The 6,122-nt window shown below is 44.2% G+C and carries 6 protein-coding genes; all 6 read left to right on the forward strand.

The window, feature by feature from the left end; all coding sequences use genetic code 11:
• Positions 1–355: 355 nt before the first annotated feature.
• From mbhE to mnhG, 6 genes are read left to right on the forward strand one after another with little or no spacing between them, the layout of a single operon-like run.
• Positions 356–3,025 (forward strand): hydrogen gas-evolving membrane-bound hydrogenase subunit E, encoded by a 2,670-nt coding sequence (gene mbhE / locus HW45_RS16525; RefSeq protein WP_443083042.1) that lies wholly within the window; start codon positions 356–358, stop codon positions 3,023–3,025.
• A complete protein-coding gene (locus HW45_RS16530; protein WP_006072303.1) occupies positions 3,025–3,378 on the forward strand; it encodes a Na+/H+ antiporter subunit C in 354 nt (117 codons plus the stop codon). The genes mbhE and HW45_RS16530 overlap by 1 nt, the downstream gene beginning before the upstream one ends.
• Complete coding sequence (locus HW45_RS16535; protein ID WP_038228277.1) at positions 3,378–4,871, forward strand: proton-conducting transporter transmembrane domain-containing protein; 1,494 nt, start codon at positions 3,378–3,380, stop codon at positions 4,869–4,871. Before HW45_RS16530 ends, HW45_RS16535 begins: the two co-directional genes overlap by 1 nt.
• On the forward strand, positions 4,868–5,344 hold the full coding sequence (locus tag HW45_RS16540) for a Na+/H+ antiporter subunit E (protein WP_006072307.1): 477 nt from the start codon (positions 4,868–4,870) through the stop codon (positions 5,342–5,344). The genes HW45_RS16535 and HW45_RS16540 overlap by 4 nt, the downstream gene beginning before the upstream one ends.
• A complete protein-coding gene (locus HW45_RS16545) occupies positions 5,337–5,621 on the forward strand; it encodes a cation:proton antiporter (RefSeq protein ID WP_038228278.1) in 285 nt (94 codons plus the stop codon). The genes HW45_RS16540 and HW45_RS16545 overlap by 8 nt, the downstream gene beginning before the upstream one ends.
• On the forward strand, positions 5,621–5,917 hold the full coding sequence (mnhG, locus tag HW45_RS16550; RefSeq protein ID WP_038228280.1) for a monovalent cation/H(+) antiporter subunit G: 297 nt from the start codon (positions 5,621–5,623) through the stop codon (positions 5,915–5,917). Before HW45_RS16545 ends, mnhG begins: the two co-directional genes overlap by 1 nt.
• Positions 5,918–6,122: the final 205 nt, after the last annotated feature.

Consider the following 6,122-nt stretch of genomic DNA (forward strand, 5'->3'; position numbering starts at 1 on the left):
TTCTTATACATTCAGAAATTAGAATTACGACTAATCAACGACTCTTTACAATTGTATTCTGGTACTAAAATACTCGCCAAGGATAGAATTTATATCGTTTAGGATGTGAAGATTGATTAATAAATCAGCTCAATGATTGTTCTGGTATTAAATTAGCTATTCACTTCTTCATGTAGGCTATCAGAAAACTCTTCATCTAAAACAAGCACTGCTTCGGGTATATGGAACTAATCGAATAAGGTTGCTGCAATGGTAAGTGACCGTTTTGCTATTTCTGCAATTTGGTATTTAGCGTGAATTCACTTGGATATAGTAGATAAAGGTGAGTATTAACTTGAACATCGAAAAGGCTGCATTGACGTCCAATAAACTCGGCAAACAAGGTGAGCGTGTAAACCTGCATAGCTCACAGCTATTCGCGTTGTTTGCTGTGTTTCCTCTGTCGATATTTCTTTCAATCTTATACTTGTATAGCCCTGAAGGCGTGGCGTGGACTGCATCGTGGGTTCCAAGCTTAGGCTTAGATCTCAGCTTTAGGCTCGACGGTTTATCATTTCTATTTGCCTGTTTGATTAGCGGTATAGGTACTTTAGTGCAAATATACGCGTTGGCTTATTTGCGTGAATATCCAAACCGCCTCAAATTTCACTTTTACTTAACGGCATTTATGTTAGCGATGCTGGGGGTAGTGCTCAGTAATAATGTGTTGTTACTGTTTGTTTTTTGGGAACTAACAACCATTACGTCTTATTTGCTGATTGGCTTTAACCACGAGAACCCAACTTCTAGAAAGAATGCATTGCAGTCTTTACTTATTACTGGCGCTGGTGGTTTAGCGATGCTAGCGGGTCTGATTCTTTTAGGGAACATGGCCGAAAGCTATCAATTGACGACTATTTTACAGCAGGCGTCGGTCATTCATGACCACGCACTGTTTGTACCATCATTGTTACTCATTATATTGGGTGCATTTACCAAGTCAGCGCAGTTCCCGTTTCATTTCTGGTTACCTAATGCGATGGCGGCACCAACGCCTGTGAGTGCTTATCTGCATTCGGCAACGATGGTGAAAGCTGGGATCTTTTTATTAGCTCTGCTTTCGCCCATTTACGCCCACAGCGAGATTTGGTTTTATACCCTAACAACAGTGGGTGGTTTCACGGCGCTTTGGTGTGCTGTTCTAGCTTTAAAACAGACCGACCTAAAACTAATGCTTGCCTACAGTACAACAGTCGTTCTCGGCAAGCTGACGTTTTTGTTAGGTATTGGTACCGATTTGGCGCTTAAGTCTGCGTTAATGTTGATCGTTGCTCATTCGATGTATAAAGCGGGCTTGTTTATGGTGATTGGCAACATCGATAAGGCGACTGGTACTCGTGAGGTTGGGGTGCTTCGGGGATTACGTCCGGTATTACAAATCAGCTTTGTGGCTGCGTTTATCGCGGCGCTATCTACATCGGGCGTTCCGCCGCTACCAGGCTTTTTGAGTAAAGAGTACATGTACAAAGCTGGCTTGGAAGTGAGCTCGTTAGCGGTACTGTTAATGCTGGTGGTCAATGCACTGACCGTTACGTTGGTGCTTGCTCTTCTGATAAAGCCCTTCTCACGGAAATACCTGGGTGAACCAACACCAGCCAAACCCATTGAGGTAAATAAGGGGTTGTGGCTTCCTCCAATTACGCTTGCGTTAGTGAGTGTACTCGCGACGGTTCTGGGGCTTGGCTGGCTTAATGAACAAGTGATTTTACCCGGCGTGACCTCGATTGCTCCGATATCTGAGCCAGAGCCACTCAAGTTATGGCATGGCATTAATCTGCCTCTGGTGTTAAGTGCGGTGACGCTCTTGCTAGGTGTCTCAGTGTATAAGATTTACCCTTGGCTACTCGCTCAGTGGACACGGTTATCTATCACTTTGCCTAATGCGAACAAGGTGTTTGATGGTTTGCTAAAAGGAATGATGGCATTTGCGTCTTGGCAAACTAATCTGATGCAGCGAAAGCGCATGAGTTTTTATGGGTTGATTTCATTTTCAGCGTTAGCAGTACTACTGGTATCTCAAGTTCATATTTCTTCGGACGTTATGCTTAACCAACTTGTTGACGTTAAGTTCTACGAGTTTGCAGTAGCATTACTGCTTATTGTCTCCACGGTTGTCGTCATTGTTTCTAAGACGAAACTTCTTGCGGTTGCGGCGTTAGGAATGATCGGCTTCATGACAACTTTGGTGTTTATGATCTACAGCGCTCCTGATGTGGCTAAGACGCAACTTTTGGTAGAAACGCTAATGGTGGTGTTTTTGGTCTTGCTGATGCGTCATGTGCCTAAGCTGGCCACGGTTCGTCAACATTCAATAAAAAGAAAAACGCTCCACGCAGTGGTTGCTAGTGTGATTGGTTTTGCCATCACAATGCTACTTATCAACATTACTTCACAGCCGATGGATACCAGTGTGGCAGAGTTCTTCTCTAACAACAGCGTTCCTGGCGGTCACGGGCGCAATATTGTGAACGTAATTCTAGTGGACTTCCGTGCGTTCGATACCTTTGGTGAAGTGGTTGTGGTGGTAATGGCTGGGCTATGTGCGGTCAGTCTACTGAAGCCGGGTAGTGTGACCTACAAGAACATTCAGTCGCTGATCTTTGGTACTGCTTCGCATATCGTTGCTGCTTTGATGTTGGTGTTCTCACTCTATCTCCTGATGCGAGGACACAACTCGCCTGGTGGTGGCTTTATCGGTGCGCTTATCGCAGTGATTGGTTTATCACTACTGATGTTTGCAGAGTCTCCCAAGTATGTGCGTGAGCGATTGCACTTCGCGCCATTCAGTATTGCTATGTTTGGCGTATTGCTGAGCTTTATCGCAGGCGTTATCAGCTTGTTATTCAACTTACCTTTCTTGACCGGGTTGTGGTGGAAAGATGTACTTCCGCTCGGCACACCATTGATCTTTGATATTGGTATTTATCTGGGTGTTATTGGTGGTGTTATGGGAATGGTACTGCACGTCAGTGAGGAGCTTAACTAATGGAAATTTTATGGAGTGTGGTCGTAGGGGTGTTTGTTGCAGCTGGGATCTATTTGATGCTCGAGCGCCATTTGTTACGCGTTCTATTTGGCTTAATTATGCTGAGTAGTGCTGTCAATATGGCGATCTTTACAGCGGGTAGGCTGACAGTAGGTGAGCCACCATTGATTGATGCTAATGCAGTTGTGCCGCCTATAGGTGCTGCAAACCCATTACCTCAAGCATTGATTTTAACGGCGATTGTTATTGGGTTTGGTTTATTGGTGTTCACGCTTGTGCTGTTTTATCGAGCCTATCAAGAGTCCTTAACAGCGGATATTGATCAAATGACGTATTCAGAGGAGGAGCAGTAATGTCGCTTTGGTTAACGTTACCTGTCGTTCTCTCAGTGCTTACTTCGGCTTTAGTTTTCTTTAGTCGCAATCGTGTGAGATACGTTGAGTGGATTAGTGGTGTTAGTGCGCTAATCACCTTGCTCGCCAGCGTAATGCTGTTTGCCGATGTCACTACTCTGGGCCCACAAGCGGTCGCGTTTGGTCAGTGGGCGGCGCCATTTGGTATCGTATTTGTCGCCGATATGCTGAGTGCAGGCATGGTAGTCATGACTGCTTTCATTGGGGTAATCATCGTATTCTATGCCATGGCAGATTTACGACCTAAACCATCGTATAGCTTGTTCCATTCATTAATCCATATTCTTTTGGCAGGTGTTTACGGGGCGTTCTTAACAGGGGATATATTCAACCTATATGTCTGGTTTGAAGTGATGCTGATTGCGTCGTTCGGATTAATGGTTCTGGATGCCACTCGTGAACAGGTAGATGGAGCCGTTAAGTACGTAATGTTGAATTTGATCTCAACGCTAATGTTCTTGCTGGCGATTGGTTTGCTTTATGGGGCAACGGGCACGTTGAATCTTGCTGACTTGCATGGGAAAGTCGCATCCATTCACCCGCAAACTCAGTCAACGGTGGCGGTGCTATTCTTGTTTGCGTTCGCCATTAAGTCGGCATTATTTCCACTGTTTGCCTGGTTACCAGCGTCATACCATACGTTACCAAGTGGTGTTGTAGCTCTGTTTGCTGCACTACTGACTAAAGTTGGCATCTATGCGCTTATGCGGATGTACACCCTTGTGTTTCCTTTGTCGGACAGTGGTTGGCAACCATTAATGTTATGGATTGCTGGGTTAACTATGTTGGCTGGCGTTTTAGGTGCGGCGAGTCAGTTCAACGTAAAGAAGATCTTGTCGTTCCACAGTATTAGCCAGCTAGGTTATATGGCAATGGGTCTAGCCATCGCGACACCGTTAGCGCTTGCTGGAACGATCTTCTACATCGTCCACCATATTATCGTGAAGTCGAATCTGTTTCTGATTGGTGGGGTATTAGAACGCAAGTATGGCACGAGTGAATTGCGCCACTTAGGCGGGGTATACAAATCGACACCATTGCTGGCGTTTCTGTTCCTGATCCCAGCCTTTTCACTTGCAGGCTTTCCTCCTTTGTCAGGTTTCTGGGGTAAGTTTCTGGTTATTCGAGACAGTCTACACGTTGAGTATTATTGGTTAGCGGGTACAGCTCTATCTGTTGGGCTACTGACACTGTTTTCGATGACCAAAATTTGGAGCGAAGCGTTTTGGAAGCCACAACCAGAAAATAAGCCAGCGAAAAAACTGTGTAAGAAAACCAAGGTGTTGTATTACGCACCTATCATCAGCCTGACATCAATGGCGCTGTTGTTTGGATTCATTGCAGAGCCTTTTTTCCAGCTAGCCATGGGAGCAGCAGAGCAGTTACTAGACCCGAGTGCCTACATCAATGCGGTCTTAGGAGGTGGAGCATGAACTACTTTTTCCTCAATGTTTTCCTAGCAGGTGCTTGGATGCTGATCAACGGCGAATACAGTGGTCTAAATTTCGTGGTTGGGTTTACGGTTGGCTTCTTTGCTTTGAGACTAAGTCAGCCATTTGGAATGAAATCCACTTATTTCACACGCTTCAGTGCGGTGATTAAGCTGTTTCTGTGTTTCTGCTATGAGATGGTGATTTCCGCAGCTCAAGTGGTTTGGGATGTGGTGACGCCAACACACTTGAGTGACCCGGATATTGTTTATGTGCCTCTGGACGTGACGACAGACTTAGAAATTACGCTACTGGCTAATATGGTGTCATTAACGCCAGGCAGTCTAAGTTTGGATGTCACAGAAGATAAAAAACACTTGGTCGTTCACGCTATGTTCGCACCTAAACATGAAGAGGTTATTCAAACTATTAAGCAAGGGATGGAAAAGCGTATTTTGGAGGTGACTCGTGGATAGTTGGTTACAGTTTACTATTACCATTTCTTACGCTGGATTATTATTTAGCTTGGTGATGGTGTTGATTAGGTTAATATTAGGACCGACCTTGGCGGATAGAGTGGTTGCACTCGATTTGATTGCATTCATTACCGTTGGATTTATTGCAGTACATACTTTAGATAGTGGGCAAAAATCATTATTAGACGTTGCGATAACGCTAGGTCTGGTAGCATTTTTGGGCACGATTGCTTTCTCAAGCTTTATAGCGAAGAGAACATTAGAGGAGGAAGAGTAATGGAAATCATAACGGGAATTTTGCTCTGTATCGGAACCTTTTTTGTTATCGTTGCTAGTATTGGTGTGGTAAGAATGCCGGATCTTTATACCCGAATGCATGCATCAACCAAAGCTAATACTATGGGATTAACAGCGTTGTTGGCTGCTGTAGCGGTGGGGATTCCGGATATTACAGTAACCTCACGTGTACTAGGCACCATGTTATTTATTTTGCTGACGGCACCGGTTGCGACGCACTTGTTGGGAAAAAGTATGCACGCTAGTGGTTATAAGATGTGGCGAAAAGAAAAATAACCGGTAGCGATCATCGTCCATTGAACCTATTTTTCATGGAAAGGAAAGTATTTCGACATATTTCGTTTTGTAATTCAGCGTTATATTTGATTGTTAATTGTATTTATGTGGTATGGCTTTAATTATCAGGATAAATTTATACTTGATGTTATTTTCATATTTACCTTAATTAGAGTGGAAGGTAATATAGTTTATAGAGTCAACG

This window comes from Vibrio sp. ER1A, assembly GCF_000733315.1.
GTDB lineage: Bacteria > Pseudomonadota > Gammaproteobacteria > Enterobacterales > Vibrionaceae > Vibrio > Vibrio mediterranei.